This window comes from Erwinia sorbitola (genome assembly GCF_009738185.1).
Taxonomy (GTDB): domain Bacteria; phylum Pseudomonadota; class Gammaproteobacteria; order Enterobacterales; family Enterobacteriaceae; genus Erwinia; species Erwinia sorbitola.
Genome location: NZ_CP046509.1, coordinates 2,330,893 through 2,356,225, shown reverse-complemented (window position 1 = coordinate 2,356,225; position 25,333 = coordinate 2,330,893). Strand labels below are relative to the sequence as shown.

The 25,333-nt window shown below is 53.8% G+C and carries 22 protein-coding genes; 17 read left to right on the top strand and 5 right to left on the bottom strand.

The annotated features are described in order from the left end of the window. The first annotated feature begins 33 nt into the window (after positions 1-33). Positions 34-3,633, top strand: coding sequence for an urea carboxylase (gene uca / locus GN242_RS10500; protein ID WP_156287445.1), 3,600 nt, complete (start codon positions 34-36; stop codon positions 3,631-3,633). A 93-nt stretch (positions 3,634-3,726) separates the two neighbouring features. Here uca and GN242_RS10495 read toward each other — a convergent pair whose 3' ends face one another. Further along, entirely contained in the window at positions 3,727-4,911 is a 1,185-nt protein-coding gene (locus GN242_RS10495; RefSeq protein WP_154751141.1) for a sugar transporter, read from the bottom strand. Between the two features lie 284 nt (positions 4,912-5,195). Here GN242_RS10495 and glsB point away from each other — a divergent pair, with 284 nt between their 5' ends. The 13 genes from glsB (at position 5,196) to GN242_RS22010 (ending at position 15,743) form a co-directional block, all read left to right on the top strand. Beyond that, a complete protein-coding gene (gene glsB / locus GN242_RS10490) occupies positions 5,196-6,119 on the top strand; it encodes a glutaminase B (protein WP_156287444.1) in 924 nt (307 codons plus the stop codon). 149 nt (positions 6,120-6,268) lie between these two features. Further along, positions 6,269-6,445, top strand: a complete 177-nt coding sequence (locus GN242_RS10485) for a hypothetical protein (RefSeq protein WP_156287443.1) — start codon at positions 6,269-6,271, stop codon at positions 6,443-6,445. A gap of 130 nt (positions 6,446-6,575) precedes the next feature. Beyond that, the gene (locus GN242_RS10480; RefSeq protein WP_154751143.1) at positions 6,576-7,451 is read left to right on the top strand and encodes an NAD(P)-dependent oxidoreductase; all 876 of its coding nucleotides are present in this window, start codon (positions 6,576-6,578) and stop codon (positions 7,449-7,451) included. A gap of 256 nt (positions 7,452-7,707) precedes the next feature. Then, on the top strand, positions 7,708-8,163 hold the full coding sequence (locus GN242_RS10475) for an RrF2 family transcriptional regulator (protein WP_154751144.1): 456 nt from the start codon (positions 7,708-7,710) through the stop codon (positions 8,161-8,163). A gap of 247 nt (positions 8,164-8,410) precedes the next feature. Next, a complete protein-coding gene (locus GN242_RS10470) occupies positions 8,411-8,755 on the top strand; it encodes a helix-turn-helix domain-containing protein (protein WP_154751145.1) in 345 nt (114 codons plus the stop codon). Between the two features lie 264 nt (positions 8,756-9,019). Continuing rightward, the gene (locus tag GN242_RS10465) at positions 9,020-10,054 is read left to right on the top strand and encodes an isopenicillin N synthase family dioxygenase (protein ID WP_156287442.1); all 1,035 of its coding nucleotides are present in this window, start codon (positions 9,020-9,022) and stop codon (positions 10,052-10,054) included. 14 nt (positions 10,055-10,068) lie between these two features. Continuing rightward, positions 10,069-10,875: a MetQ/NlpA family ABC transporter substrate-binding protein gene (locus GN242_RS10460; RefSeq protein ID WP_156287441.1), complete on the top strand. Its 807-nt coding sequence runs from the start codon at positions 10,069-10,071 to the stop codon at positions 10,873-10,875. A gap of 1 nt (position 10,876) precedes the next feature. After that, on the top strand, positions 10,877-11,668 hold the full coding sequence (locus tag GN242_RS10455; RefSeq protein ID WP_154751148.1) for a methionine ABC transporter ATP-binding protein: 792 nt from the start codon (positions 10,877-10,879) through the stop codon (positions 11,666-11,668). 20 nt (positions 11,669-11,688) lie between these two features. Continuing rightward, on the top strand, positions 11,689-12,324 hold the full coding sequence (locus tag GN242_RS10450) for a methionine ABC transporter permease (RefSeq protein WP_154751801.1): 636 nt from the start codon (positions 11,689-11,691) through the stop codon (positions 12,322-12,324). Between the two features lie 75 nt (positions 12,325-12,399). Beyond that, positions 12,400-13,419, top strand: a complete 1,020-nt coding sequence (locus tag GN242_RS10445; protein WP_154751149.1) for an AI-2E family transporter — start codon at positions 12,400-12,402, stop codon at positions 13,417-13,419. Positions 13,420-13,457: 38 nt separating this feature from the next. Continuing rightward, complete coding sequence (locus tag GN242_RS10440; RefSeq protein WP_156287439.1) at positions 13,458-14,414, top strand: AEC family transporter; 957 nt, start codon at positions 13,458-13,460, stop codon at positions 14,412-14,414. Positions 14,415-14,771: 357 nt separating this feature from the next. After that, positions 14,772-15,443, top strand: coding sequence for a hypothetical protein (locus GN242_RS10435; protein ID WP_156287438.1), 672 nt, complete (start codon positions 14,772-14,774; stop codon positions 15,441-15,443). 12 nt (positions 15,444-15,455) lie between these two features. Then, the gene (locus GN242_RS22010; RefSeq protein WP_508610859.1) at positions 15,456-15,743 is read left to right on the top strand and encodes a DUF2645 family protein; all 288 of its coding nucleotides are present in this window, start codon (positions 15,456-15,458) and stop codon (positions 15,741-15,743) included. A gap of 188 nt (positions 15,744-15,931) precedes the next feature. Here GN242_RS22010 and GN242_RS10430 read toward each other — a convergent pair whose 3' ends face one another. Then, the gene (locus tag GN242_RS10430) at positions 15,932-16,129 is read right to left on the bottom strand and encodes a hypothetical protein (RefSeq protein WP_156287437.1); all 198 of its coding nucleotides are present in this window, start codon (positions 16,127-16,129) and stop codon (positions 15,932-15,934) included. Between the two features lie 392 nt (positions 16,130-16,521). On the opposite strand from GN242_RS10430, the gene GN242_RS10425 reads away from it, so the two are divergent. From GN242_RS10425 to GN242_RS10415, 3 genes are all read left to right on the top strand, one after another. Next, positions 16,522-17,439, top strand: a complete 918-nt coding sequence (locus GN242_RS10425; RefSeq protein WP_156287436.1) for a sugar ABC transporter substrate-binding protein — start codon at positions 16,522-16,524, stop codon at positions 17,437-17,439. A gap of 84 nt (positions 17,440-17,523) precedes the next feature. After that, entirely contained in the window at positions 17,524-17,997 is a 474-nt protein-coding gene (locus tag GN242_RS10420) for a ribonuclease domain-containing protein (protein ID WP_156287435.1), read from the top strand. A 1-nt stretch (position 17,998) separates the two neighbouring features. After that, positions 17,999-18,283 carry a barstar family protein gene (locus tag GN242_RS10415; RefSeq protein ID WP_154751157.1) on the top strand — a complete coding sequence of 95 codons (285 nt, stop codon included), beginning with the start codon at positions 17,999-18,001 and terminating at the stop codon, positions 18,281-18,283. Here the strand turns inward: GN242_RS10415 and GN242_RS10410 are convergent. Genes GN242_RS10410 through GN242_RS10400 form a run of 3 tightly spaced genes read right to left on the bottom strand, consistent with a single transcriptional unit; the run spans position 18,280 to position 25,099 of the window. Next, positions 18,280-20,670, bottom strand: a complete 2,391-nt coding sequence (locus tag GN242_RS10410) for a virulence factor SrfC family protein (protein ID WP_156287434.1) — start codon at positions 20,668-20,670, stop codon at positions 18,280-18,282. The two genes, GN242_RS10415 and GN242_RS10410, sit on opposite strands and share 4 nt — an antisense overlap. Beyond that, positions 20,667-23,651 (bottom strand): virulence factor SrfB, encoded by a 2,985-nt coding sequence (locus tag GN242_RS10405; RefSeq protein ID WP_154751159.1) that lies wholly within the window; start codon positions 23,649-23,651, stop codon positions 20,667-20,669. Before GN242_RS10405 ends, GN242_RS10410 begins: the two co-directional genes overlap by 4 nt. Next, on the bottom strand, positions 23,651-25,099 hold the full coding sequence (locus GN242_RS10400; RefSeq protein ID WP_156287433.1) for an SrfA family protein: 1,449 nt from the start codon (positions 25,097-25,099) through the stop codon (positions 23,651-23,653). Before GN242_RS10400 ends, GN242_RS10405 begins: the two co-directional genes overlap by 1 nt. Positions 25,100-25,333 lie beyond the last annotated feature (234 nt).

Genomic DNA, 25,333 nt, shown 5'->3' with positions numbered 1-25,333 from the left:
GCGGGACGGCCCGCCCTGGTGTGAGTCTGCCTAATGTTTAAAAAACTGCTGATTGCTAACCGTGGCGCGATTGCGTGCCGAATTTTGCGTACGCTCCACACGATGGATATCACCAGCGTGGCGGTATTTTCCGAAGCAGATGTGACCAGCCTGCATATTCGTGAAGCCGATGAGGCCATAAGCCTTGGAGAAGGCGCGGCAGCACAAACCTATCTGGTCATAGAAAAGATTATTGCTGCTGCAATTGCGAGTGGCGCACAGGCTATCCATCCGGGCTACGGTTTTCTCTCAGAGAATGCGGCCTTTGCTGAAGCCTGCGATGAAGCTGGCATCGCTTTTGTCGGACCGACAGCTGAACACCTGCGGCTGTTTGGCCTGAAACACACCGCACGTGCGCTGGCGAGGGCGCAGCAGGTGCCGCTGCTCGAAGGCACCGATCTGCTTGATGATGTTGATGCAGCACTGACAGCTGCAAGCCAGGTTGGCTATCCGGTGATGCTGAAAAGTACCGCAGGGGGCGGCGGCATCGGTATGCGCGTCTGCCACGACGCCGAGACGCTCTCGCAGGCGTTTGATGCGGTGAAACGCCTTGGGCAGAACAACTTCAGCGATGCCGGGGTATTTATTGAGAAATATATTGAACGGGCGCGCCATCTGGAAGTGCAGATTTTCGGTGACGGGCAGGGCGAGGCGATTGCGCTGGGTGTCCGTGACTGTTCAGTGCAGCGGCGTAATCAGAAAGTCATTGAAGAGACCCCCGCACCTAATCTGCCAGCAGATATTGCACAAGCCCTTTGTGACGCAGCGCTCACGCTGGCAAAGGCGGTTAACTACCGCAGCGCCGGAACGGTGGAATTTGTTTACGACAGCGCAGCGCAGCAGTTCTGGTTCCTTGAGGTTAACACCCGGCTCCAGGTTGAGCATGGCGTAACCGAGCAGGTGTGGGGCGTGGATCTGGTGCACTGGATGATAGCGCTGGCCGCCGGAGAGCTGCCGCCGCTGGCAGAACTTGGCGTGACACTGTCACCGAAAGGTCATGCCATTCAGGCACGCGTGTATGCGGAAGACCCGGGCCGCCAGTTTCAGCCATCGCCGGGCTTACTTACCGACGTCAGCTTCCCTGATGCCGACGGGCAACGGTTACGTATTGATAACTGGGTAGAGTCTGGCTGCGATATCCCGCCATTTTTTGACCCGCTGCTGGCAAAAATCATTACCTGCTGTGCCACTCGTGAACAGGCAATTGCCGCGCTGGATAAGGCCCTCAACGATACGCGTCTGTACGGCGTTGAGGTTAACCGTCAGTATCTGCAACAGATTCTGCACTCCACACCCTTTGCCTGCGGCGAACCCTGGACGCGCTTCCTGGATGATCTCGGCTATCGGGCAACCACCGTTGAGGTGGTGAGCGCCGGAACGCAGACCACAGTACAGGATTACCCTGGCCGCCTTGGCTACTGGGCGGTGGGTGTGCCACCGTCCGGCCCCATGGATGACCGGGCGATGCGTCTGGGGAATCGTCTGCTGAACAATGCCCCTGATGCTGCGGCGCTGGAGATTACTCTCAGCGGCCCGACGCTGCGCTTTAACTCAGCCTGCGTGGCGGTGGTATGCGGCGCGCCGATTGAGCTGACGCTGGAGGGGCAAATACTGCCGATGAATCAGACTTTCCTTATCCCTGCTGGCTCCACCTTAGCCCTGGGCGCTATTGATGGCGCCGGTGTTCGCAGCTACCTTTGCCTGCGCGGTGGAATTGCGGTGCCGGACTATCTTGGCAGTAAAAGCACCTTTACCCTCGGCCAGTTTGGCGGCCATGCGGGCCGGGCACTGCGCACCGGAGATATACTGCATCTGACAGAGCTGACGGATACCACGGTGGGCGACAAATTACCTGAGGCGCTAACCCCCGGGCTGCCCGACATTCGAATACTGCGGGTCATTTATGGCCCGCATGCCGCCCCGGAATATTTCACTGACGGCTACATCGACGCGTTCTTTGCCACCGACTGGGAGGTGCATTTTAACTCCAGCCGTACCGGAGTGCGCCTGATTGGCCCAAAACCGGAGTGGGTGCGTGACAGCGGCGGCGAAGCCGGGCTGCATCCGTCCAATATTCACGACAACCCGTACGCGGTGGGCGCAGTTGATTTTACTGGTGATATGCCGGTGATCCTTGGCCCGGACGGCCCCAGCCTCGGCGGCTTTGTCTGCCCGGTAACGGTAATTGAAGCGGATTTATGGCAGGTTGGACAGCTCAAAGCAGGGGATCGCCTGCGCTTTGTGCCAGTAGATATTGCCACTGCCCGAAATTTGAATGCCGGGCGTCAGGCGGAGCTGGAACAGCTTTACCCGGCGGAACCGTCCTGGCAACCCGCGGCATTAAGTACTCCGGTCGTACTGGATATCGGTAAGGATGATTGCCGCCTCGTGGCCCGGCTTTCCGGCGATACTCATCTGCTGCTGGAGATCGGTGCACCGGAGCTGGATCTGGTACTGCGCTTTCGTGGGCATGCGCTGATGCAGGCGCTGGAAGCACTTGCGCATCCGGCCATTATCGATCTGACGCCGGGTATCCGCTCATTACAGATCCACTATCAGCCCGATCGGCTACCGCAAAGCGAGCTGCTGAATATCATCAGCGATTTGTGGCAGAACGTCAGTAGTCGCGGAGACTTACGTGTGCCATCGCGCGTGGTTTATCTGCCGCTGTCCTGGGATGATCCGGCCTGCCAGCTGGCAATTGATAAATATATGACCACGGTTCGCCGGGACGCGCCCTGGTGCCCGGGCAACCTGGAATTTATTCGCCGTATTAACGATCTGCCGGATATCGACGCAGTATTTAACACCGTATTTGCTGCCAGCTACCTGGTGATGGGGCTAGGGGATGTTTATCTCGGTGCCCCGGTCGCTACGCCGCTCGATCCTCGCCATCGCCTGGTAACCACTAAGTACAATCCGGCACGCACCTGGACGGCAGAGAACTCGGTGGGAATTGGCGGCGCGTATCTTTGCGTGTACGGCATGGAGGGGCCGGGAGGCTACCAGTTTGTCGGGCGAACGTTGCAAATGTGGAACCGCTACCGCGAAGTGGCTGACTTCGGCGGCAAGCCGTGGCTGCTGCGCTTTTTCGATCAGATTAAGTTTTATCCGGTATCTGCTGATGAACTGCTGCGTATCCGTCGTGATTTCCCGCTGGGGCGTTATCCGCTGCGTATCGAGCAAACGGAGCTGGCGCTGGCTGATTATCAGCAGTTCCTGGCCGATCAGGCTCCGGGCATCAATGCTTTCCGTCAGCATCAGCAGTCTGCGTTTAACGCCGAGCGCGAGCGCTGGATCGCCAGCGGGCAGGCGCATTTCGATAGTCAGGAAGCGGTAATTGAAATAGCAGAAGAGGCCATGTTGCCAGCGGATCAGTTTGCCGTTGAAAGTGCGATTACCGGAAATCTGTGGCAGGTTAAATGCAGCGTAGGTGACAGTGTCACGCAGGGCGATGTGCTGGTGATTATCGAGGCGATGAAAATGGAAATCCCGCTGCTGGCCCCCTGCGATGGGGTGATCCGTGAGGTTCGCGTACTGCCTGGTTCGGCAGTGCGGGCCGGACAGTGTGTGGTGGTGATGGGCAGTGCGTAGCCCGTACTGAACAGCGCAGATGGCAGGTTCGCCTTACCGTTTTGCCGGTGAAGCGAACCTGAATGAACTAAATCCGGCTCTCACCGCAATGAATTAACCATTCAGCCGCAGCTGTGGATATCGCTTCATACTCCACGCACACCACAACAGCGAAAGCACGCCGATTGCGCCACCCACATAGCCAACACTCGCCATATTAAGATGCAGGCTCACCTGATTACCCAGCAGTGCGCCAGCACCGATACCGATATTATAGATTCCTGAGAGCAGCGACATCGCTACATCAGTGGCATCGGGCGCCAGCGCCAGTACGCGCACCTGCACCGCCAGACCAATTATCATCATCGCCATGCCCCAGACGATACACAGAGTGGAAATAGCCAGCGTGTGCGTCGCAGCGACATAGAGTGAAAGCATCGACAGCGTAATTAAACCAATAGCGCCCAGTAAAAACGCCGCCGGGTATTTATTACCGTAAATACTGAACAGCAGGCTGCCAACAATCCCCGCCGCGCCGAAAATTAACAGCAGGAATGTGGTGAATCCTGCGCTCAGTGAGGCGACGCTCTGAATAAACGGTTCAATATAGCTGTACGCGGTGTAGTGTGCGGTGACCGTTACGGCAATCAGAAGATAGAGCGCGACCAGCGCCGGGCGGCGAAATAGCATCGGTACGCTTTTTAAGGAACCGGTATGTTCGCTTGGTAATTTCGGTAACAGTTTCACCAGCAGCAGCATCGTTACCAGCGCGACTGCGCCAATGACCGCAAAGGTGATGCGCCATCCAAGCAGCTGGCCGATCATACGCCCGATGGGAAGCCCAAGAACCATTGCCAGTGCGGTTCCTGTCGCCAGCATACTCAGCGCCTGAGTTTTTTTCCCTGGCGGTGCAACACGAATCGCCAGGGAGGCCGTAATGGACCAGAAAATAGCATGTGAGAATGCAATACCGATTCGAGATACCACCAGCGTAGTGAAGTCCCACGCCACGGACGAGAGGGCATGGCTGGCAATAAACAGCACAAAAATGATAATTAATAACAGACGGCGCTCAATATTACGCGTCAGCAGCATCATTGGCAGCGACATCAGAGCCACCACCCAGGCATAAATAGTCAGCATCAGGCCGACCTGCGCCGTCTGCATTGAGAAGCTGCTGCCGATATCTGAAAGCAGTCCCACCGGAACAAATTCAGTGGTGTTAAAAATAAACGCAGCAATAGCGAGCATAACCACGCGTAGCCATGCGGTCTTACGGGAAACAGTAGTTGATTGCATTGAAGTTAACGATGTGTTGAAGGAATGTTAACCCGAAAGTTCAGGCCAAAGAATAAAGTCACTATATTGTCTTTTATTTATTCGTCAGATGAAATGAAAAAATCAATTAAATTGTAAATCAGAATTTTTATATAAGCACCGGTTATGACCTGCTGCCGTATTCAGCGCCAAATCCCGCTAAAAACAGCGGAGAGATTCTCCATATCAGCGTTTGACGTTACCGGAGCAAGGCCGCAGAATCGCCTTGAAATTTATCCTGTCAGGCCAGCAGAGGAAAGATAAACGTGAGCGTTCTGGATAATGCATTGTTAAATGACATTTTGCATCAGGTACGGCCATTAATTGGTCAGGGGAAAGTGGCTGACTATATTCCCGCGCTGGCAGAGGTGCCCGCCAACCGGCTGGGAATAGCGGTCTGTACGCTGGATGGCACTCTCTATCAGGCCGGTGATGCGCAGGAGCGTTTTTCCATCCAGTCAATCTCCAAAGTGCTGTCGCTGACGCTGGCACTGACACGCTATCAGGATAATGAGATCTGGCAGCGGGTGGGCAAAGAACCATCCGGGCAGCCGTTCAACTCGCTCCTGCAATTAGAACTGGAGCAGGGCAAGCCGCGCAATCCATTTATCAATGCGGGAGCGCTGGTGGTGTGCGACATGCTGGAAACCCGTCTTACCGCACCACGTCAGCGTATGCTTGAAGTGGTGCGCAGCCTTACCGGTGAGCCGGAAATTAACTATGACCGTCATGTGGCCCGCTCCGAATATGACCACTCGGCGCGTAATGCCGCAATTGCCTGGCTGATGAAATCCTTCGGCAATTTCGACAACGATGTAACGAAGGTGCTGCAAACCTACTTCCATTACTGCTCAATGACGCTGAACTGTGTCGAACTGGCCCGCTGTTTCCTCTATCTCGCCAACCATGGCAGAGGGCTGGGACAGGAAGAGCCGCTGCTGACGCCTAAACAGACGCGACAAATTAACGCCCTGATGGTTACCAGCGGGATGTACGACGGTGCAGGGGAGTTTGCCTGGCGTGTCGGAATGCCAGGTAAATCCGGAGTAGGTGGCGGAATAGTTGCCGTAGTGCCGGGGGAGATGACTATTGCAGTATGGTCGCCGGAGCTGGATGGTTCCGGAAACTCGCTGGCGGGAACGGCAGCGCTGGAGCTGCTGGCAGAACGCATAGGTCGTTCAATATTCTGACAACCCTTTTCAGTTCAGACATTGCTTAATCACATAGCGTTATCAATGGTTGATCGTGGTCAACTACAGGTTTAGCATGAATTGCTAATATTTCGCGCAGTAAAATAAATCGTACTGCACAGCAATAGATGAATCTGGAAGGGGAATATATGGTCATCCCGGCACGACAGTTAACGCTAAATCATCAACTTCGTCAGTTTGGCGCGTTAGTAAAACTGGCTATGATTCGTACCACGCCACAAAGTGTGGAAGTCTGGACAATGAGCGGAAGCCGGATTCGCTTCCACCCCTCGCAGCATGTTGATGCACAGTGGGTAGCTTGCTGAATCAGCATCAGTGCTTCTCTACTACAGTCAGCACAGGCAGGCTGTTGTAAATCGTAAAACTACGATACCCTGGTCGATAGCTGATGGCGCAATTGCGTCATCTTGTTCATTATCAGGGAGAAATACCGCCATGAAATCACTTCCTTCAGTCGCCGTTCTGGGACTGGGTGCGATGGGTCACGCTTTCGCTGCAAATCTGCTAAAAAAATCATTCCATGTCTATGGCTGGAACCGTACCCGCGCGCGCGGTGAAGACCTGATCCCAGCCGGGCTTACACTGTGTGATACCCGGGAGCAGGCGGTGGCTGATGCTGATGTGGTTATCGTCATGCTCTCCGATGGCGCGACTACGCTTGCTACCTGTGAACAGATTCTTCCACTGCTGAAACCCGATGCGGTGCTATGCCAGATGGGCACTATCGGCGTTGATGCAACGCAGCAACTTATTAACAGCATCCATACATTACGCCCGGATGTTGTTCTGCTGGATGCGCCGGTTTCCGGCACCAAAACCCCGGCCGAGCAGGCACAGATTCTGGTACTCGCCAGCGGCGATCGTCAGCGTGCTGCGGCGATTGAGCCGGTATTTGCCGCGATCGCCAAAGGGACAAAATGGCTGGGCGAAGCGGGGGCTGGTTCGAAAATGAAACTGGTGGCAAACGCCTGGCTGGTCTCAATCATGCAGGGTGTGGCTGAAAGTACCCAGCTGGCACAGCAGTTTGGATTTACCCCGGATGATTTCTGGCAGGTGCTGGATGGCGGCCCGCTGGCGGCACCCTATGTAAAAGGTAAGCTGGCGATGATTAGCGCAGGAGAGTATCCGGCGCAGATGCAGCTTACCTGGGCGCTGAAAGATGCACAGCTGGCGCTGGACGCAGCCGGAAAGCGTCCAATGCCGATGCTACAGAGCATTGCTACCCAGTGGCAGGGAGCGGTTGATGCCGGTTATGGGGCTAAAGACCTGTCGGTTGTATACCGCTACCTGCACGAACAGCAGAAGAAATAAGCAAGCCGTCACAGGAACCTTATTGTTAAGTATTCATGCTATAGCCAGTGTATCTGTGGGTTGAACGAGGCCGGATATAAGTCCCTGCAAATCATGGTGATATGATCAATCGCCATTAGTGCTTAGTGGGTTGCTTCATAAATGTGTCAGAGTTTGTTATATTATTAAATTCATGTGTTTTATAGTTGACTGATTTTTAATGCTTTTATTACAGTGAATCGTTTCCAGATGAACAGAATGAAGCAAGGATCACATCATGCTTGATATTCGCTTTCCCACCGCTTTACAAATGGTGTTGTGTATCGCCAAGGCGGATGGCGAGGGGCAACGTTGTACCAGTAAAATTCTCGCCGATGGTCTGGATGCCAATCCCAGCTTTGTGCGTAAAATGATGGTGCCGCTGACGCGTGACGGAATTATTGTCTCCACGCTTGGCCGCTGCGGGACGACTCGCCTTGCTCGTCCAGCCGATCAGATCACCCTGTGTGAGATTTATACTTCTGTGATCGAAGATAAACCGCTTATGGCAGGGCGCCCGGATGTTCCGGCCCTGTGTGTGGTCAGTGCTAATGCCTGCTGGTACTTCAAACAGCTGGCAAAAGAGGCCGAACAGGCTTCCCTCGACGTGCTGGCTAAACGCACCGTAGCCGATGCTCTGCGTGAGATTTTGCAGCGTGACAGCCTCAATCCCGATCAACGCTGCGCATCATGATTTAATTTTCAGAATCCCCCTACGAGGTTTTCTGTAGGGGGCATCCTGCCTCAATTCTCCCCCAGCAGCCCTGATATTGTCGATCCCCGACAGGCCTGAAAAATGCGTTTAATGTAACAATAAAACTTGCATTATAGCGGTGCCTGTCTTACCGTTATTAAGTGCACTCGTTAAAGTTGCTCTTTAAGCAGCTCTGAGCATCACCCATTAATAACAACACCGCATTAATCTAAACAGGGGAAGTCCGATGAGCCATGATGATTTTATTAACGATCTCGTTAAGTGGATTGATACCCATATTGAAGGGAAAATGGATTTAGACACGGTTTCTGCTCGTGCTGGCTATTCGAAATGGCACCTGCAACGCATGTTTAAACAGCACACCGGCTATGCGCTGGGTGAATATATCCGTGAACGCCGTCTGAAAAAATCCGCTGAACGTCTCGCAAGGGGCGGTGAGCCGATTCTGGATGTGGCAATCAGCTTTGGCTTTGATTCTCAGCAATCATTCAACCGTAGTTTTAAACGTCAGTTTGGTCAGTCGCCGGGCGCATGGCGTCGTCAGGTACAAGTCGCATCGCACGCTGCCTGACTGTAAAATCCCCTGCGACATGAACGGACGTCAATACGTCCGTTCATGTCAGTGTTGATACCGTTCTAACGCGCCACGCTACCCGGCATAGCGCATACTGCAAGCTCCTCCCCGTTACGTATATCTCCCTTTCTACTGTTGCCAACTGGCGTTATTCAGCTGTGTGTAAACCTTTGCCACTATTGATATTTTACCGCCAGCCCAAAAAGCGGAATAGTCTCCCACAGAGATTCGCAGCGATTGCTGACCCGTTACGGAGCAACTATGACCCAGATTACCTCATTACCAATTCTCGACTTTTCGCAGCTTGATGGCACCGCAGAGCAGCAGCAGGCTTTTCTGCAAAAACTGAGTCGCTCCGCACGTGACGTCGGGTTTTTTTATCTGATCAATCACGGCGTTGATACCGCGCTGTCTGCCAGAGTACAGCAGCTGTCCCGGCAATTTTTTGCCCTGCCAGAGGATGATAAACAACGGGTATCGATGATCCACTCTCCACACTTTCGCGGCTATAACCGGGCGGGTTCGGAGGTGACGCGCAGCCAGCCGGACTGGCGGGAACAGTTTGATATCGGTGCCGAGCGGCCAGCGCTGCCGCTGCAAGCTGGTGAAGCTGGCTGGAAGCGTTTGCAGGGTCCGAACCTGTGGCCGGAAGCGCTGCCGGAACTGAAACCGACCCTGCTGCACTGGCAGAAAGAGATGACGGCAATGTCTCAGCGCTTGCTGCGGGCTTTCGCACAGGCTCTGGAACTGGCGCCGGATGCATTCGATCCGCTTTACGGCGAAAAACCCAACGAACATATTAAGCTAATCCGCTACCCCGGTCAGACTGCGGAAACCACCAGTCAGGGGGTAGGGGCGCATAAAGATTCTGGCTTCCTGAGTTTCCTGTTACAGGATCAGCAGCGCGGATTGCAGGTAGAAGTGGAGCCGGATCGCTGGGTAGATGCACTGCCTCTTCAGGGCGCATTTGTGGTCAATATCGGAGAACTTCTTGAGCTGACCAGCAATGGCTACCTGCGCGCTACGGTACACCGGGTGGTATCTCCGCCAAACGGACAGGATCGGCTGTCGATCGCCTTCTTTCTCGGCGCACAGCTGGATGCGGTAGTCCCCGTCTTCAATCTACCGGAAAAGATTGCCTCCCTGGCCCACGGTCCGGCAAGCGATCCGCTCAATCCGCTGTTGCGGGATGTGGGCTGGAACTATCTGAAAGGGCGGCTGCGCTCCCATCCGGACGTCGCAGCCCGCTGGTATCAGGAATTACAACAACAACAACAACCCCAACACACCGCATAACAGAAGGAACGGCAATGATCAGACATGCACCATTCTCTTTAGCAGGGATCGCCTTATCCCTTACTCTGGCTTTTTCAGCTCAGGCGGCAGAGACACTGCGAATTGCGGCAGATGCCGTACCTCACGCAGAAATTCTTAACTATGTTAAGAAAATCGACCCGTCACTCGATATTAAAATTATTGAACTGACCAGCGGTATAAACGCCAACGAACTGCTGGCTCATGGCGATGTTGATGCTAACTACTTCCAGCATGTGCCATACCTGCGCGATCAGGAAAAGGCTCTTGGGCAGAAATTTATCGTGGCGGCGACGGTGCATATTGAACCGCTAGGCATCTACTCCCGCAAAGTAAAAAGCCTGCAACAAGTGCCGGATAAAGGCACGGTAGCGGTGCCCAATAACGTTACCAACCTGAGTCGCGCGCTCTACCTGCTGCAAAGTCAGGGGCTGATTACGTTAAAACCCGGCTTCGGCGACCCGGCGAAAGACCAGGCGACGCCAAAAGATATCGCCACCAATCCAAAGCATCTGAAAATACTTGAGGTGGAATCACCGCAGATCCCCCGGGCGCTGGATGATGTCGATCTGGCGGTCATTAATGGCAACTATGCGCTGGAAGCGGGGCTGACCCCGGCGAAGGACGCGTTAGGTCTGGAAAGTGCAAAAAATAATCCGTATGCCAATATCCTGGTGACTACGCCGCAGCTGGCTAACGATCCCCGGATTAAACAGCTGGCAAAAGATCTGGAATCGAAGCAGGTAGCTGAGTTTATTCAGCAGAATTATAAAGGATCGGTAATCCCGGTGGCAGGGCACTAACATGATTGAAATTGAGAATGTCTCCAGACGCTTCAGTCCCGATCAGCCTCCGGCGCTGGATAACGTCTCACTGACCGTTCCGGACGGATCGATATTCGGCATTCTCGGCCGCAGCGGCGCGGGGAAAAGTACCCTGATCCGCTGCCTTAATCTGCTTGAACGCCCCGATACCGGTCGGGTGTGCATCGACGGTGAAGATATCACCCGTTTGAGCCTGGCTGCACTGCGCCAGCAGCGACGGCGTAGCGGTATGATCTTTCAGCATTTCAACTTGCTGCATTCGCGCACCGTGGCAGGTAATGTGGCGGTGCCGCTGGAAATTGCCGGTGTGAAAGGGGCACAGCGGCGGGCACGCGTCGCGGAGCTGCTGGATTTGGTGGGACTGAGCAACAAAGCAGACGTTTTTCCCTCACAGCTTTCCGGCGGTCAGCAGCAGCGGGTAGGAATTGCACGGGCGCTGGCGGCACAGCCCGGATATTTGCTGTGTGACGAAGCGACCAGCGCTCTGGATGTTGAAACCACCGCTTCAGTGCTGGCGCTGCTGCAACAGATTAATCAGCAGTTTGGTCTGACGATTGTCATGATCACTCATCAGCTGGAAGTGGTGAAAGCAATTTGCGATCGCGCCGCACTGCTGGAAGGGGGAAAAATTGTTGAAAGCGGGGCACTCAGTACGCTGCTCCGGCAGCCGGATTCGGCCCTGCGTAAGGCCTTGCTGCACGATCCGCTGGCCGAACAGCATTTCCTGCAACGGCATGGTATCAGCAGAGGTGAACTGTGCGCAGTAGCTTAGATCTGAATGAACTTTGGCAGATGATCGCCACTGCCACGCTGGAAACCCTCTATATGGTGGGGCTGGCCGGGCTGTTTACCCTGCTGATTGGCTTACCGTTGGGCGTACTGCTGTTTATCAGCCGTCGCAACAGCATTTTGCCGCTGCCGCATCTGAATGCGTTGTTGGGGACGGTGGTCAATATCGGGCGCTCGCTGCCATTTGTGGTGCTGCTGATTGCGCTGATCCCACTAACCCGCCTTATTGTAGGAACCACGCTGGGCAGCGCTGCGGCAGTGGTGCCCATTACTCTGGGAGCCATCCCATTTTTTGCCCGAATCGTTGAAAATGCGCTGGATGAAGTAGCCAAAGGGCGCATTGAAGCGATCGTCTCCATGGGTGGCAGCGGATGGCACGTGGTCAGTAAAGTACTGCTGCCTGAGGCGTTGCCCGCGCTGCTGGCAGGGATGACGCTTACGCTGGTGATGTTGATTGGTTTTTCATCCATGGCCGGAGTGATTGGCGGCGGGGGTTTAGGCGATCTGGCGATCCGTTATGGTTATCAGCGTTTCAATCAGCCGGTGATGATTGGCACCGTGGTGGTACTGGTACTGATGGTGCAGGGCGTTCAGATGATGGGCGATCGCCTGGTCAGAAGACTGGCGCATCGCCGTTAATTCAGCAAAATCTGGCGGCCGCATAGTATACTGTCTGAATTCGCTTCATTTTTTGTTTTTCAGACAGGATTGGTCATGGAAATACGTAACGTTAATCGGGCACAGTTATGTCAGATCGCCAGCTACGGACTTATTTTTATTGCGCTGTTCGCCATCTTCCCGCTTCGTTTGCTGCCCTGTTTTCTTGCCGGATTTATCGTCTATGAAACCATCCTTGCCCTGACGCCGCTGGTTGAGCGCCTGGTGAAAGGGCCGATTGCCCGCTGGATCAGTATCATGTTCCTCAGCGTGGTGATTATTCTCTCCCTGGTTACCGGTATAACCAAACTTATCGGTTTCCTGTTGCACGATTTCCAAAACCCCGCCGCATTTCATGCCACCGCCAGTAAGTTACTGGAAGATGCGCAGCATACGCTGTCGCCGGTAGTCACCCGCTATTTGCCGTCTGATATTGATGAGCTGCAAAATCAGGTGGTGACCTGGCTGCGTGAACATCTTGTTGTGGTGCAGACTTTTGGTCGTAGCGCTGCACATACCTTTGCCACCATGCTGATTGGCATGCTGCTTGGGGCGATCATCTCGCTGCGCAACAGCGGCGCAGTACGACCGGAAGCACCGCTGAAACAGGCAATGCTGGATCGTTTATCTACCCTCGCGGCGGCGTTCCATAATGTGGTATTTGCACAGATTAAAGTGTCGCTGGTGAATACTGTGCTCACCTGTGGCTTCCTGTTTGGCGTACTGCCGATGTTTGGTCTGCACTTCCCGTTTGCCAAAACCGTGGTGGTACTGACCTTTATTGCCGGACTGCTGCCGATTATCGGCAATCTGATCTCGAATACTGTAATTGTGCTGATCGGTCTCTCTATTTCCCTTGAGGCTGCACTGATTGCGCTGATTTACCTCGTGCTGATCCACAAGCTGGAATACTTTATCAATGCGCGAATTTTCGGTAGCCGTATCAGTGCCAAGACATGGGAAATTCTGCTCGCTATGCTGGTATTTGAATCGGCCTTTGGCCTGGCCGGAGTGGTGGCTGCTCCGGTGTATTACGCCTATCTGAAAGCGGAGCTGCGCGCTGCCCGACTAATTTAATAGCGGCCGGGTTTTACCGGCCCTGACGGATGATTTCCATGTCGCTACTTGCCACGCTGCTGCATCAGATCTTTATCGCCATGCCGCTGTTTGTACTGATTGCTCTTGGATGGCTGCTGGTGCGCTGGCGTCAGTGGCCTGAGAGTATTACCAGCGCCATCAACCGTCTGGTGTTTCGTGTGGCATTACCGGCGATGTTATTTCGTCTGATGTGTGATTTCAGCAACGGCCCCCCGGTGGATGCTCGTCTGCTGCTCGCTTTTTTTGGCGGCTGCCTGCTGGTTTTTTTACTTGGCAGGGTCGTGGCATCGCGGGCATTTAAGCTCGACGGTATTTCCGGCTCGGTATTTGCCCTCGGCGGCATCTTCTCCAATAACGTTCTTCTCGGCCTGCCTATTGCCCGCGTGATGCTGGGTGATGCGGCTATCCCCTCCGTCGCACTGGTACTGGTATTTAATGGTTTAATTCTCTGGACGCTGGCAACTGTTTCGGTGGAGTGGTTTAAACACGGTGCGCTAAACCTCAGAGGCTTCGGCAATACCGCCATCAGCGTACTGAAAAATCCGCTAATTATTGGCATTCTTTCCGGTACCTTGTTCAGTCTTACCGGCCTGCCGCTGCCACAGTTTATCGACCAGCCCGTGACCATGCTGGGGCAGATTGCTGTGCCTCTGGCGCTGGTGGCGCTGGGAATGAGCCTGGCGGGATACCGGATTAAAGACGGGTTGGCGATCAGTTATGCCCTGAGCGCTATCAAACTTATCGTGCAGCCGCTGGTGGTGTGGGGGCTTGCATGGATGATCGGCCTGCCACCGCTGGAAAGTAAGGTGGTGGTGCTGCTGGCCTCAATGGCGGTAGGCGTTAACGTTTATCTGATGTCACAGCAGTTTAACGCGCTGACCGGCCCGGCGGCGACGAGTATGCTGCTGACCACGCTTTTTTCAGCAATTACCACGCCAGTTCTGATGCTTACGATGGATTGGGTGTATGGGTGAGTAAGGGGAAATGTCGGGGTTAAAAAGCTCTTCTGCAAAACCCCTGCAAAACAGGGCAGTTTTATACTGCCAAGACCTTCCATTCCTTACGCCGATCATGGTTATATTTATCAGTCATTGATTTGCTTTTATGAACCAAAGAGTCTGGGCATCGATATGATTGTAAAAATGAAACATATTTTTTTGGTTGTTTACGGTTCTCATATGTCGCATAAAATAAGCGTATGGACTGATTTATCAGATAACTAAAAGTATGGCGGCGAGCAGGTTTTCGAGTTTCTTTGAGGCTCTCAGAGTCGAAAGTTTTTAACGTGATTTTTCATTGAGCATCAGAGAGAAATAAATGGAGGTTTTTATATGGACATGCGTAACTTTGAACAATGCAGGGTGATGACAAAATCACCTTCATGGACTTTTCTTGATGTATTCCGCTGGAAAGTCCTTCCTGAAAGATTCGGCGGCGGCAGACACTATGCCAGAGGTTTTAAAGACACCTGGGTCAAAAAACATAGTTCGCAGATCAGATCGACTGCTCTTCGCTATAAACTTCCCCCAGAATTACTCGCTGGTGTCTGCTGGATTGAGGTAGGCGGAGATCCAAATATTATAGATCGTTTTGCTTTTGAGGTTCGCGTCATAGATTGGAGCGGGCCAGCCTATATCGACCGTAATTTCACTGTAACCTCTCCACCGGCTAAAACCTCGTTTGGATTCGTCAGTATGCAACTGCGTACAGCCGCTAAAACTATGGGCCTCAATGCAGACCAGATGAGCACATCAGAACTCCGCGTACTGTCGCAGTGTCTTGAAAAAGACACCTATAATATCAACCTCGCGGCTATGCACTTACGTCAACTTGCCGACTATGACAAGTTACCATCTCAGCTTAGTATGAATGATGTAAAAATTATTGGAGCCAGATATAACCGGGGCACCAACCCAAGCCTGGAAAGTATCAAAAAAGATACGCGATATGGTGATTTTATTGTGAAAAATTGGCAACACTTTAATAGGCTGATCTGGCAATAGGGTTAAGATGATATGAATAAGTTTATTAGGATTTTATTTATTCTTTTCTATCTACTGTGCATGGTACTGATTTATTTATCTATGGTGGATAAATACGATGTGGTATACGATATGGATCCGACGATTCCTCAAGGTTCACTAAATAATAGCAGTGATAATGGAAAGGTTTTTAGTGGAATAATATTGTTTTTTATCTTCATATCTCAGATAGTCTTTTTTTACTTTGAAAAATCCAAAAAATGGAAATGGGCAACAGGAATCATGACAGTTTTGGCATTCCTGTTTTTCTTCATTAGGTAATGTTCATTTATATTTTTGCAAAATTTTAGCTGGCTTCAGATTTACATGTTTATCCTATCGCCCACACTGCCGTTTCGATGTGTGGGCGATAGTATGCTGCTGACCACGCTTTTTTCAGCAATTACCGCCAGTTCTGATGCTTACGATGGATTGGGTGTATGGGTGACCCACAGTATTCACATCATCAATCAATATTCTGAATGTATATCATCCCAAAGATAGCCTCCCAGAGCGGCGACGATGGCCAGCATCAAAAGCAATATAATGATTGCTGTGCTCTTAACAGAGGGGTTTCTTCCTTTTCTGCGATAAGTGTTATAAAGCAAAACGCCTAAGGTAATACTGACGGCTGAATGAATATACAGAATTTTGACCGGCATAATCATCGGTACATGCTCCTTGTTTTTCCGCAGACATAAAAAACCCGGCTTTCGCCGGGCGGTAAAACTGTACCATAAAGGAACCAGCAACGATCCCGACGTAAGAATAGTCCCAATGCCTGAAAGCGCCAGTCAGAAAAAAAATTAATATTTTGATGTTCCCTGAGGCTAAACGTCGGTGTCGATCAGGAAGGGTAACTGCCCGGCCTGCGTGGATGGAAGTCCGCAATGAGCAGCGGATATTGGGTTTTTACTCCTCTTGAACGTAAAGCGTGACGAATGTTGCGATTCCGTTAAATTTAGATTGCTGATAAACCATTTGTTTCATTACTCTCTCGCTGCGGTGTTTATATTTCATTTTCACCGCAAGGATATCTTGCCGCCTCTGGAGAATAAGAATGAAACATATGAAAAAACTGCTGCTGGTAGCGGCACTGAGCTGCTCCACTTCAACGCTGGCTGAAACCATCGGCGTATCAATGGCCTACTTTGATCAGAACTTCCTGACCATTATTCGCCAGGCGATTGATAAAGAAGCTAAAGAGCGCGGCATTACCGTGCAGTTTGAAGATGCTCGCGGTGATGTCGGCCGTCAAACCGATCAGGTTCAGAGCTTTATCAGCGCAGGCGTTGATGCGATTATCGTTGACCCGGTGAACTCAGCAGGTACCCCGGCGATGACCAAACTGGTCAGCCAGGCGAAAGTCCCGCTGGTCTATGTTAACCGTACTCCTGGCGATAAAACCCTGCCACCGGGCGTAGTATTTGTCGGATCAGATGAGAAGCAGTCTGGCACTTTACAAATGGAAGAGCTGGCGCGACTCGCTAATTATCAGGGCAAAGTTGGGGTAATGATTGGCAACCTGAGCGATGCTGGTGCTTTGCAGCGTACAAAAGACGTTGAACAGGTAGTGGCTAAATATCCGAAAATGAAAGTCGTACAGAAGCAGAGCGCCAACTACTCGCGCAGTGAAGGTATGGATCTGATGCTGAGTTGGATCAGTAACGGTGAAGAGATCGATATCGTTGCCGCCAACAATGATGAAATGGCGATTGGGGCCATTATGGCGCTGCAACAGTCAGGCAACAAAGAGAGTAAGGTGCTGGTAGGCGGTATTGATGCCACGCCTGACGGACTAAAGGCGATGTCTTCCGGTAAAATGCAGGTGACGGTGTTCCAGGATGCCGTGGGACAGGGCAAAGCCTCCGTTGATGTGGCACAGCGTCTGATCAAAGGCGAAAAACTGGACGCTTATCACTGGATCCCGTTTGAGCTGGTCACGCCTGAAAATATGAAGAAGTACGCAGATAAATAACTCCCCCGAACGGCGGCCCCTGAAGTGCGGGCCGCATCGCATTTTTCTCATCATCTGCCAGGCCAGTTTTGCTAAACTGCGCGCATGAATAAAAAACTCATTATTGCCGCCATCTTCGCCATCGTTGCCAGCTATGCTGGTCTGCGCCAGCAGGGTGAAGCGCGCGCTCCGGTCTCTGCTCATGAGCAGGCAGTATCAACGCGTCAAAGTGATAGCAGCAGCGCTATCAGCGAACTGACAAAGCAGCAGCGAGTGGCAGACTATTTTCGCCAGCACCAGAAGCTTCCTGAGTATTACATCCGCAAAGGTGATGCACGCCGTCAGGGATGGGATCCCGCTAAAGGCAATCTGTGTAGCGTGCTGCCGGGGCGAGCCATTGGCGGCGATCGCTTCAGTAATCGTGAAGGAGGGCTGCCGGAGAAAAACGGACGGAGCTGGTTTGAAGCCGACGTTAACTATCAGTGCGGGCGGCGCGGCACGGATCGGATGCTTTACTCCAGCGACGGCCTGATCTATGTCACGCGCGACCATTATCGCCACTTTGAGCAGGTACACTGAGATGCAGATGGTGACAATTGATTTGCAGCACGTCACTGATACGGAAGAGTTCTACCGTCAGTTTGCGCATAAGTTTGATCTCGGTTATTTCGGTGCCAATCTCGATGCGCTGTGGGATATGTTAACCGCAGGTATTCCGCTGCCGGTACGAATTACTTTACGCCATCTGGACAACCATCCGCAGCAGGCAGCGCTGGAGCGGATTGTCTCGGTGATGCAGGAAGCAGAGCAGGAAACCGGCGGGGCATTCAGCGTACGGATCAGCTCAATGCCCGCAGGGGATTAACGGCGGATCAGTTTTAAAATCTGTGCCAGCTTCTCGCGCTGCTCAAGGCTGATCTCGCGCGATGCAGCATAGCCGGCATTCTGCACAATCATCTCATTTAAGCCCACCAGCCAGTCGTAGATGTAAAACGCCGCATGGTTGTTGGGTTTTAATGCCAGACGCGTCAGACGTTGTCCCGGGCCGAGATTCACCGTCTGCGCCTCTGGTTTAGCAAAGATCTTCTGTCCGCGATTGATGCGGCTTTCCGGGCGCTGTTTTTCCGGCAGCTGCTGGAAACCCAGCCAGGCAACAAAATCACCCAGCACGCTAAGTGCACGGGAAACCTGACGATCGGCGATCTGCTCCGCCGGTAAGCCCTGTGCGTCACTGTCGGCCAGCACACGCACCAGCGATCCTTCCAGCTCCTGACGAACGCTGGCGGTGATCAGCTCCTCTGTCAGCATTTCCAGCGTTGGTTTACTGATGCCCAACAGCTCCAGCAGCGGGCCATTGTCCGGCAGCTGGCGCAGCTGGTTCACCCAGTGACGGTAGACGCTCTGGGCAAATTCAGCTTCCTGATCGACGACAGGAGCACTGTGATAGCTGGTCTGCACAGCGTTCAAAGGTTCGTCACTTAACAGGTCGATTGTCATTCCTATGCCAAAGGGATCGTCTTCGCTAATGCTGTACTCGTCGGCGGCGGTGCGTTCGGTGCGCATCTGACGTTGCAGAAACAGATGGCGCAGAGTATCGCGAACCGGCACCAGACGTTCCAGCAGCTCACCGTGTACGCCTGTGCGGGTTTGCAGCGCTTTCAGCAGGGATTCAGCAATGCGCAGACGCTCTGCCGGATCTTCCCCTTCGGCCGCCTGATACCAGCGTCCCAGAAGGTTTTCACTGAGCTCTCGCTGAATCTCCTCACGCTGGGTAGCAATTCGCGCCAGTTTGCTTTCGGAACGCACTTCATTGACCAGGTAGGCAGCCATTCGCTGCACACCTTTCTCATCCATTGCCAGCATTGCACCCCAGGCATCGCCGGGGTTTCCCACAAAACGTTGCACCGCAGCGTCGTGATTATGACCGTGGGTAACGCGTTGATCGAACGGTGTCATTGCCCAGATCAGACCGGGCTTACGCCCGCTGCGCTGCGCTGTGGTTTCGCCCTGAGTTTGTTTAACCCAGAAGTCGAGCAGGCGACCAATATGACGTGTCTCATTGCGATGCGCTGAGGCACTGCATACCAGCAGATGGGTGACATCCTGCTCTTCGGCGGCACGCTGAAGCAGGAAGGGACGACGCGCCTGTAAAAATTCCAGCGCCAGCTCATGCTGTTCATCGTCGGGCAGTACGGTTAAATCAATAAAGCCGGGGAAGTCGAGCAGGTCGACTTCAGTAAACAGCTCTTCTCGCGGAGCACTATAGAGCGGCAGCAGTACTTCACGGCTCAATAGCGTCAGCTCCGCCAGTGCCACGCTGACGGGTGCCAGGCTGCGGCCAAGATGGCGTGGTACCACCTGCAACGTCAGGTCGGCTGTGGCATTAAACTGGCTGACGCCGGAGCTGTTAAGCAGACTGTAAGAAGGCTCATCCAGCACGCTCAGGGGAGCTAACACCTGAGTCACGCCGGAGAGGTGATGCAGAACATGAGCCAGCTGGCGATACAGCGCCGTCAGCTGGCGATCTTCGCCCCACAGCAGAGAGAACAGTCTGGCACGGTCATCTACGCCCAGCAGCGGTGCCAGCTCAACGGCCTGCGGCCAGAAGTGACTCTCCTGCGCGCTGTTTCGCGGCAGGCTGATACTGAGAGCATCCCACAGGGCAACCATCTGATGGCGATTAACGCCGTTAACGACATCAGGCTGGCGATACATCGCCGCATTCTGAACGCGTTCGCCAAACTGAGACTCATCAAGAGGAGTGACAGTGTCACTTCCGCGCTGTGCATATTGCAAAGCCAGTACCGCAACAAGGTCACATTCGGTCAGCAAAGAGAGCTGAACCGGCCAGCTGCTATCGCTGCTCTGCTGCTGACCGCTGAAGCGCTGAACCAGATTAGCCGTGTGCTGCTGCGGATTAAGCTGACTGGCATAATCCAGCACGCTGTTGCCGAGCGCGCACTCAAGTCGGCCTTTCTCGCTGGCCGCCAGCGCACTGATCAGATACGACTTGCCCGCCTGAGACAGGCCAAACAGCCCGATGGCGCAGTTCTGCGGAGTATTGCGTGCCAGCACACTGGCACGATTATGCTGACGCAGCAGCTTGATCGCCAGACGATCCGCTTCCATATTCAGGCGCGGTGCCTGCTGACGGTTTGTTTCCAGCCAGGTCAGCGCCTGCTCGATACCCTGGGTCAGGGCATCACGTTTTTTATTGGCCTGAGCTGTCAGGATTTTATTGAGAGATTTCATTTCTTAAAGACGCTCCCGCTGTCAATCCAGTAATGCGCCATTCCAGAGGCGCTGCTGGCCAGCGTATTCAGGCGCAGGCGCAGATGCTCCAGCGGCACCTGGCTGCCATCATCCAGAGTAGCATCGGCAATATCAAACCGTTCCGGACCAAACTCACCAAACGGACGACTTACCGCCAGCTTGATACGTAACACTTTATCGCCCGCCACGCTTCGCGCCAGTTGGGAATCAACAATAGTCAGCGTATAGAGCGGTGAGGCAGGCCAGCGGTCATTGTCCAGCTGGCGGAAGCCCAGCGTGATGGCGCCGCGAACCTGGAAGCGGCTGCGCACGTCAAGGGTGAAATTATGCTGATCGAGGTCGATATCGCTGTACCAGACGTTATCCGCCGTCAGCGCGCCGGTGCCATCCAGCATCCCCAGATAACGGATAGTGGAGTAAGGCTGGAAATCACCGGCTTTAAACCAGAAGTTCGCCAGACGCAGATCGAGAGACAACAGGCAAAGCATTGCCCCCACGGCCGCCGTGGATTTTGGATTCTCGATTTTTCCCTGCTTGTTAAACGGATACCAGTCGTTGGTGTGATAGCCGTCGAGTGACAGAATCCGGCTCACCGGCAGCGGTTGCAGATGGCGGAACAGTGCCTGGACGCCAGGGAAGCGCGAAGGACGGCCAGTCAGCAGCAGCACGTCACAGTCATAAACCGCCACCACCTCAGACATTGAGCGCAGGCTGTGGGTGATATTCATACGCGGTGAGAGGAACTCCGCATGCAGCTTGCTGAGACGGACAATCAGCGGTACCGACAAGATATCAAAACCCCTGGCTTCGCCCGGCAGCTCACGCTGGATCTCACGGTTGATGTAGTCGAGTAGTTTGTCTGTCGGTGCCTGCGTCAGCAGCTCACCAAAACGAGCGTCAATTTCAGCCGTCAGATCAAGCGGATCAAAGGTTTCATAGGCTTCAAGGATCCCCTGGCCCAGCGGGATAAACAGCTGCAATGTCACCTGCTGACGCAGCGTAGAGTGGCCGTCAAGGCGGCCCTCATGACCAAACAGGCGGGTCATAACCGCTTCCGGGTTTACCATCCCGGCCTGCTTAAATGCCGCCTGCAAGGCAGGCAGTACGTACAGCTGAATCACATCCAGCAGGATATCGTCGCCCGCCAGTTTGAAACCTTCACGGAACAGCAAGCGTGGCATGATTTTAACGTTATTGCCCACACCATCATCCAGGCGGTACTGAGTGATCGCCAGATCGGTGGTGCCGCCGCCGATATCAATTGATGCTATACGCAGGGTTTTCCCGGCCGGCTCATCGGCAGCACGGGCGCGATCGGGGCGCGCCATGCTGGCAAAGAAAGCCTCTGCGCGGCCACCAAAGTTGACCTGAGTTTCGTTATACAGATAGACCATCTGCCCACAGGTGGCTTCATCCCACTCCATCTGCACATCCGGCACCGGCACGCTGCTTTTGGCTTTATCTTCTGCGCTGGTGAAGTCATCATCCATCGGATGCCAGCCCATCGCTTTCCATACAAGGGCAATGGCTTCCAGCATCCGGCGGCGGAAGATTTCACGTTCTGGCTTCGGCATCGCCGACGGCAGGGTAAGGATGATATTACGCAGCTGGCGTGGCGCACTGCTGTGCAACATTTTCTGGCGCTGTAAGGGGCTGTTCATCTGCAACATCGCCTGCGCCAGCAGCTCTGACAGCATCAGGCTCATCACCGAACTACGACTGTAGTGCGGAGCGAAAACGGGAAGACGATCTTCCAGCGGGATCGTATACAGCGGCTGCCCTTCATCATTGATCAGATAGGTGAGCGGCAGGGCTGTTGCCAGCGGTTCCTGTAGCAGATTGCCCGGTGTACGGCTGAAACGCCAGCCCGGGGTATAGCTCTCTTCGTCCCACAGATAACGGCGTGGACTGGAAAGCCCGGTTGCTCCTTCGGTACCAAGGCGCTGAAGTGCCAGCTGCCCGGCTTCACGACCGACGCGGGTGATCGATGGCCAGATAAAAGCATCATCACGGCCGCTTTCCAGCGAGAAGTTCTGCTTACCAAAACTGGCCTGCGCAAACTCTACGCGGCTTTCAAACAGCTCGTTATAGAGCTGATGCGGCTCGCTGAGGTTGCGCATCTGTAATTCGTAAGTGTGCTTCAGGCCCTGATGATCGTCGACGTGATCTTCCACCATGATGCCGCAGGTGTGGGAGTTGCCAACATCGAGGATCAAATCAACGGCGATGGCGGGTTCCTGGAGCGTTGCCGCACTGATTTTCAGCTCCGGCACCGATAGCTGCTGACCGAGCAGGTGCAGAATATTCAGATAATGGGCCTGATATTCAAACTCGCGCAGAGAGGCTTTAATATTTACCTGCGGGCGCTGTTCCAGCGTTGAGGCTGCCTGGGTAAAGGCCTCACGTAGCCAGCCGTCGACCCAGGTATGGTCGAGAAACTCACCCAGTTCATCGCTGCGATGTGCCAGCGCAAAGCTGACGCCATTTTTTACATCGTTCTCATTCAGCGCCAGCGACTCATCTTCACCCTCGGCCCAGACTTTAGTATCAAACGCCAGCACTATGCGGTGGGTGTTGCCGTTTGCATCCGGGGTTTCCAGCGCGATGATACGTACGCGCGCCCAGTTGTCCGGGCCACCAATAAAAGTGCGGGGCGGATTGAAGCGGAAGAATGGCAGCGGCAGCCACTGACCGTTTAGCAGCGTTAGCGACTGCGCCAGGGGAAAACTGAACTCAGGTTTAACCACTTCCGGCGTCGCGCCTGCCGCCTGCGGCAGCAGATATTTACCTACCTGCGCATTGTAATTCAGGCGCAGCAGTGGGCCGTTCGCAGTCTGACGAACGAATTTTCCCGGCCAGTCGGTATTCAGATCCGGAATTAAGGCAAAGTCGAGAAACTGAATACCGCTGTTCTGTACCAGCGTCATATTTGGTTTGAAGTCAGCAATTGTCGCCAGCATTATGATTTACTCTCACGCTTCATGGTCATTGGCAGCACCGTGTCGTCGTTATAGCGGCCGCTGCATTCCGCAGCACCGGTCAGACCCTGTTTACACACCAGCTCCGGCATCTGATAGCGGGAACCGTCAGTGCAGCGCGCTTTGGTACGGCTGTTAATCACCAGGTTACCTGACTTCATCAGCCCGGCGAACACCTCCACCCGGCAGCTTACGCCGTCACCCTGAGTAATGCGCGCGATACCTTTACCGTTTTGCATTTGATATTTCAGCATCGGTGGCTTGCCGGTCAGTGAGTTTTTCAGTTCAACCAGTACGCGCCAGTTGCCGTTGAGGAACTTTGTCGAACCAATTTTAACGGCATCCTGTGGCATCACCAGATCATCTTTTCCTGCCGGGCGCACGTTAGCTACAGCTTCTGCTGCCGGTGCTGGAGCTGGTTCTGCTACTGCCGTCGTGGCAGGAGTGACCGGCGCGATAACCGCCGCAGCCAGCGGCAGTGAGGTGGTTTTTACCGGCGCGGGAGCAGGGGCCTCAGCCACCGCTTGAGGTGCAGGCTGCGGTACGGGTTCAGCACTGGGTGTTGCCGCTTTGGCAGCAGGGGTTTCGCGCGGTTCTTCCGCTGGTTTGTCGCTGCTGTTTTTCAGCTGCACGCCAAACGTAATCAGCAGAGCTACTGCCGGGAGTACCCAGCTGTAGCGCAGCCATATTTTTGCCTTTGGCTTACCTGGCGCAGCAACTGTTGCAGGCTGCGGCTCCTTTTCCGGTTCAGTAACAACTTCCGGTTCATCAATAATTTCCAGCGCAGGCATGGGTGATACCACCGGAGCCGGTGCAGGCGCGGCAGCTGGTGCGGGTTCAGGAGTAATCAGTGGGGCAATAACCGGGGAAACTGTGGCGGCAATTGATGGCGGCGTCACTGGTGCCGCAGGGGCAAGGCGTGACAGCCCGAGCGACGGCACATCATCCTCTTCAATCCGCAGACAGTCGAAAACGTCCTGGCGTGATTTTTTGTCCAGGCTGACGAAGCCCCAAAAAGTAATTACCGGTTTGCCACCAACGAGGTAAACGTAGTTTTGATCGGGAAATTGCAACGCTTTATTCAGCAGGGCACCGAACAGCTTCTGGCTGGGTTTGTCGGACTGCTGTGCGCGTTCACTAATCGAGGCAATAGTGTTCTGGCAGGCTACCAGCTGGTTGAGGGCGGACGTGCGAGCGCTATGACTGGCTGCGGCCCAGGAGGTGATTTTGCCCTCTACCGGAGAATACCAGTCAAGGCGGTCACCGGCATCGTTCGGTTGCGGGATGGCCAGACAGTCTGCCACCTGTGCCTGCTTTCTCAGGCGCAGGGTTTCGCGCAGTTGAAGAGCCGAAAGATAAACCGGCTGTCCGTTCTCACCAAGGGCGAGGATGGCGTCAAGGTTACCACTGCGTAAGAAGATTTTTGCCACGCAAAAAGACCTTATAGTCAGAGTTCGGAAGTAAAAAGCGTGAGTAATCAGACTACTTTAGTTGTATGCGACTTAAATCAAATGCGCAAATAAGCAGTGAAACAGGTGAGTACTTTGCTCATAGCCTGCTGAAGTGGTGAGAATTTCGCCAGTCATCCTCGCGAAGGGGTTGGGAAAGGAGCGAAAGTAGCAGTTTTTGAAGGTGTTAGAAAGCGACTAAATTTGATTTATATC

Coding starts and splice junctions, on each gene's coding strand:
- GN242_RS10440 (WP_156287439.1), top strand. CDS start 13,458: ATGTCGCTACTTGCCACGCTGCTGCATCAGATCTTTATCGCCATGCCG.
- GN242_RS10425 (WP_156287436.1), top strand. CDS start 16,522: ATGAAACATATGAAAAAACTGCTGCTGGTAGCGGCACTGAGCTGCTCC.
- GN242_RS10415 (WP_154751157.1), top strand. CDS start 17,999: ATGCAGATGGTGACAATTGATTTGCAGCACGTCACTGATACGGAAGAG.
- GN242_RS10405 (WP_154751159.1), bottom strand. CDS start 23,651: ATGCTGGCGACAATTGCTGACTTCAAACCAAATATGACGCTGGTACAG.
- GN242_RS10450 (WP_154751801.1), top strand. CDS start 11,689: ATGATCGCCACTGCCACGCTGGAAACCCTCTATATGGTGGGGCTGGCC.
- GN242_RS10455 (WP_154751148.1), top strand. CDS start 10,877: ATGATTGAAATTGAGAATGTCTCCAGACGCTTCAGTCCCGATCAGCCT.
- GN242_RS10465 (WP_156287442.1), top strand. CDS start 9,020: ATGACCCAGATTACCTCATTACCAATTCTCGACTTTTCGCAGCTTGAT.
- GN242_RS10430 (WP_156287437.1), bottom strand. CDS start 16,129: ATGATTATGCCGGTCAAAATTCTGTATATTCATTCAGCCGTCAGTATT.
- GN242_RS22010 (WP_508610859.1), top strand. CDS start 15,456: ATGAATAAGTTTATTAGGATTTTATTTATTCTTTTCTATCTACTGTGC.
- GN242_RS10410 (WP_156287434.1), bottom strand. CDS start 20,670: ATGAAATCTCTCAATAAAATCCTGACAGCTCAGGCCAATAAAAAACGT.
- GN242_RS10435 (WP_156287438.1), top strand. CDS start 14,772: ATGGACATGCGTAACTTTGAACAATGCAGGGTGATGACAAAATCACCT.
- GN242_RS10475 (WP_154751144.1), top strand. CDS start 7,708: ATGCTTGATATTCGCTTTCCCACCGCTTTACAAATGGTGTTGTGTATC.
- GN242_RS10445 (WP_154751149.1), top strand. CDS start 12,400: ATGGAAATACGTAACGTTAATCGGGCACAGTTATGTCAGATCGCCAGC.
- GN242_RS10420 (WP_156287435.1), top strand. CDS start 17,524: ATGAATAAAAAACTCATTATTGCCGCCATCTTCGCCATCGTTGCCAGC.
- GN242_RS10495 (WP_154751141.1), bottom strand. CDS start 4,911: ATGCAATCAACTACTGTTTCCCGTAAGACCGCATGGCTACGCGTGGTT.
- uca (WP_156287445.1), top strand. CDS start 34: ATGTTTAAAAAACTGCTGATTGCTAACCGTGGCGCGATTGCGTGCCGA.
- GN242_RS10470 (WP_154751145.1), top strand. CDS start 8,411: ATGAGCCATGATGATTTTATTAACGATCTCGTTAAGTGGATTGATACC.
- GN242_RS10460 (WP_156287441.1), top strand. CDS start 10,069: ATGATCAGACATGCACCATTCTCTTTAGCAGGGATCGCCTTATCCCTT.
- GN242_RS10480 (WP_154751143.1), top strand. CDS start 6,576: ATGAAATCACTTCCTTCAGTCGCCGTTCTGGGACTGGGTGCGATGGGT.
- GN242_RS10485 (WP_156287443.1), top strand. CDS start 6,269: ATGGTCATCCCGGCACGACAGTTAACGCTAAATCATCAACTTCGTCAG.